Origin of the sequence: Xanthomonas sp. D-36-1, assembly GCF_017746155.1 — a bacterium.
GTDB lineage: Bacteria > Pseudomonadota > Gammaproteobacteria > Xanthomonadales > Xanthomonadaceae > Xanthomonas > Xanthomonas cissicola.
In genome coordinates this window covers 1-3,524 of the sequence record NZ_JAGHWR010000049.1, presented here as the reverse complement: position 1 = coordinate 3,524, position 3,524 = coordinate 1, and the positions used below count along the sequence as shown (strand labels likewise).

4 protein-coding genes are annotated in these 3,524 nt (G+C 60.4%); 1 reads left to right on the top strand and 3 read right to left on the bottom strand.

Annotated elements, in window-relative coordinates:
• Nucleotides 1–91: 91 nt before the first annotated feature.
• The 3 genes from J7367_RS14600 to J7367_RS14590 are packed head-to-tail and all read right to left on the bottom strand — an operon-like array spanning nucleotide 92 to nucleotide 3,309.
• Nucleotides 92–1,426 (bottom strand): ISL3 family transposase, encoded by a 1,335-nt coding sequence (locus J7367_RS14600; RefSeq protein ID WP_057661667.1) that lies wholly within the window; start codon nucleotides 1,424–1,426, stop codon nucleotides 92–94.
• 12 nt (nucleotides 1,427–1,438) lie between these two features.
• Nucleotides 1,439–2,419 (bottom strand): DUF6685 family protein, encoded by a 981-nt coding sequence (locus tag J7367_RS14595; protein ID WP_057661665.1) that lies wholly within the window; start codon nucleotides 2,417–2,419, stop codon nucleotides 1,439–1,441.
• A gap of 5 nt (nucleotides 2,420–2,424) precedes the next feature.
• Nucleotides 2,425–3,309: a Fic family protein gene (locus J7367_RS14590; RefSeq protein WP_154138510.1), complete on the bottom strand. Its 885-nt coding sequence runs from the start codon at nucleotides 3,307–3,309 to the stop codon at nucleotides 2,425–2,427.
• Between J7367_RS14590 and J7367_RS14585 the strand changes: the two genes are divergently transcribed.
• Nucleotides 3,308–3,524, top strand: a 217-nt coding sequence (locus J7367_RS14585; RefSeq protein WP_209028943.1) for a hypothetical protein, incomplete at its 3' end; no start/stop codon positions are given. The two genes, J7367_RS14590 and J7367_RS14585, sit on opposite strands and share 2 nt — an antisense overlap.

Sequence of the window (3,524 nt, the reverse complement as noted above, 5' to 3'; positions counted from 1 at the left end):
CTCACTTTTGGCTGTTTTTTTTGGGTATTCGGATTTGATGATTGATCCGTTGACGGGCGGCCAGTACGGCGCATACCCGGCGTCCCGTTGATCACAGCTCTCCTCGCTCCAGCATCTCGACCAGCCGGTCGATGTCCGTGCCGTAGTTCTTCGGAGCGACCGGACGCGGCAGGACAGCTCCAGAAGCGACGCTGGGTGCCTTCTTTGGCTTCGTCGCGTGCTCCGGAGCACGCTTCTTGTACTTGGGCCGGGACAACGTGTGCTTGTGGATGCCCTCGGTGAACAGAATCTTGGCCCGGAGCGCCTCGAAGGAGTAGCCCCGACCCAGCCGGTTCATCACCCGGATCAGGTTGTTCAGGCTCTCGGTGTAGGCATTCGTGACCGGATGCTCGAAGTAGTTGAGGATGTAGAAGCGCCAGTTGGACCACGCTCGCAGCAGGTCGGCGAAGTAGGGCCTGATCTCGGGCGTCAGCGCCCTCTCCAATGCCGCGTAGCGCTCCGCCGCCTCTTCGGGCGCCTCGGCATCGTAGATGCCATAGAACGCCTCCTTGGCGCGGTAGGCATCACCCAGCGCCGGATAGTTCTTCGTCCATCCGTCGAGGTTGAGTCGATCTTTGTCTGTCAGGTCGCGCTGGCGCTTGAGCAGCACGAAGCGGTCGTGCATCAGTCCGCGTCGCTGGTTTGGCGTCAGCGCAGCACGCAGCGCCTTGCGAGCCTTCTCCACGGCATCGTTGGCCATGCGGACCACGTGGAACTTGTCGATGACGATGGTGGCCTGCGGCATCATTGTCTCGACCGCATCGCGGTACGGCGTCCACATGTCCATCGCCACGACCTGCACCTTGTCGCGACGCTCCAGCTTGGCAAGGTACTTGAGCACCGAATCCTTGTTGCGGTTGGGCAACAGATCGACCAGCGTGTTGTTGCCGATGTTGGAGATGACGCAACGCGGCTTGATCAGGTGGATTTCGTCGATGCCCATGATCTTGGGCGTCTCAAAGCGCACTTGCGCTTCCAGTTCGTTGATGTAGTCCCGGAAGATGTTGCGGACGGTCTTCTCGTCGATGCCCGTCTCATCGGAGATCGACAGGAACGGCCGCTTGAGGCTCTGCTGGCCGATCCAGCGCGCCAGCCGCGCGGTCAGCCACCGGCCTTCGGTCACGTCCGGCAAGGTCTCGTAGAAGGTCTTGCCGCAGTTACGGCACTGGAAACGCCGGGTGTCGATGTACAGGCCAGTCCGGCGGGCGTGCATCGGAAGGTCTTTGACGTGCCGCTCTCGGCGACCGAAGCCGACCAACGTATCCGACTGACAATGGACGCAGGCCGTGACCGCCTGCGTGACCTCGGCGTAGATGTGGTAGTCGTGCTCGTCCTCATCGACCCGCATCACACGATAGGCAGGGAGGTTCAGGATGTTGGCAGGCATGGATGAACGGTCTTACAGTGCGAGAGCATCATCGCGGTTTAGACGCTCCGGCCCGGCGACCACACGCAGCACTCCCTTTTCAAGCATCTCCTGCTGACGCTCAACGAGCATGGTGAGATGGATACCGAGATCCGGCGCACCTGCGGCGCGTAGCTCTGCGGCAGCCGCAAGCGACCGTGAGTTCTCGCGGGGCAGGAAGACGGCCCGCTGATCCTGATAGGGGGCTGGCATGCGATGCCAGAGGTAGGCCGCGCCAGTGGCTTTCAGTGCGTCATGGAAGGGCACCTGAAACAACGCGACTTCCGGGACAGCGAACATCTCGTACCGTGCTGCAATCGCGTCCACGGCCGCTACGTTGAGCAGATAGACGCGGAGCGGTGCGCTCATTGGTACGTCGGCTTGCAGGCGGTTTGCGACGTACTGGGCTGCGGCGGTGTGATGACTCCCTCCCGCGTTGGAAAGAAACACGCGACCATCCCATCCGTACTGGGAAAAGTGGTCGGTATGGTGCTGGGAGTGAAGTACACGGATTTCGTCATGTGCCAACAGCTTCCGTAGCGATTCGTGGCTCACATCGGAAATCCAGTCCGGGCAGCGCTGCTGCGCGAAATCCTCCACGCTCGGGTACTCGTGCAGGTCCGACTTCGAGGAAGAGAACCCATCGATATCGCAGAGGTCGAGGGTGTACTCATTAACGACGACACTGATCCCCAGTGCCGCCAGCTCTGGAATGCGCATGGTCTGAGAGACGTACCCATCCCTGCGTTGCGTCCAGCCTTGCAAAGTAGCGGCCGGAAGCCGGGGCCAGTCCAGCGCGCTATGCGAAGCCCAGTCGTTCCATCTGACGACACGACCCTCGGCAGCGGAGCGCTCTGGTTCTGGCAGGTCGCCCCTACTGTGTAGACCTTTGGAGAGCAGCTCCCGCAGTGCCAATGGCTCGCCCGTGACATCGGTTATCAGGGCATTCAGGGCGGCACGTATCGGCTTCCACATGCCGTTTATGGCTCCATTCCATTGTCATCCGAAGGTTCATCGGTGCTTAGAACTGATCGGGCAGGCTTGGAAGCGCGGTATTCCGACAAGCGTCGCACCTCCAGCTGCGGCTTCTGTGCCTCGTTGAGTGCCTTGATCTTCTGCGCGTCCGGATGGCACTCAACGAGGAAGGCCATCATCTGGCTCGCGTCCTTCGTCAGGTAGAAATCGACCATCAGGTGATTGAATTCCTGCGCCTTCGCCGCTGGAACGCTGATAGCGTCGATGCCAGCGGACATGAGCACACCATTCATCATGAAGCGTGATGTGCGCTTGTTCCCGTCGAAGAAGAACTGCTGCAACGCGCCGAACAGGAAGAACGCCGAAGCGCGCTCGAACGGCTGTGCAACCTCACCCGAGAGGGCGCGAATCCCGTTCTCGAACGTCCTGTTCAGTTCTGGGGCTCCCTTCACCGTGGGCAGTGGACTGTAGCGCCGTCCTTCGCCAAGGCTCACGTCCGGGCTGAAATCGACCTCATCGCCTTCCCCTCGGAAATGGCCCCATTCAAGCGCCTCGTTCTTTGCCACCAGCGCGTGCAAGTCGCAGAACGTGGTCTTGTCCAGCGCGAACGCATCGGCCTTGACCAAGGCAAGCAGCTTTTTGGAGCTTTCGGCCAGATTGAGTATCTGCTCCTGATCGGAAACCCTGCGACCACCCACCGTCACCCCGTCCAGTAGGGTCTTGACCTCGGGAAAGGTGAAGGGGTTGCCTTCTAGCACGCCCGCATCCCAGACGAACTCGGGGAGCATCTTGTGAAAGCGGAAGCAGGCACGCTCCACGGAGTGCGTCGGCACTTGCGCCGGCACAGCGGAGCGATCCCAGCGGAACCCAAGGTGGTCGAAGAGACCCATGAGGCACCATCAATCAAAGAATCCGAATTCAAGGTACATCTACATAACCGAGGCGTCAATCACCGAATCCGAATACCCTTTTTTTTTACACGAATCCCTGCCGACCCTCAACAAGGTGGAGGCCTACAACGGCTTCGCGAAGTACTTCTTCTTCGGCGGGGAAGGGGTAATCCCCCCGCCCATTAGCAGACGCCAGAAGTGGAATTTTCTCGTCC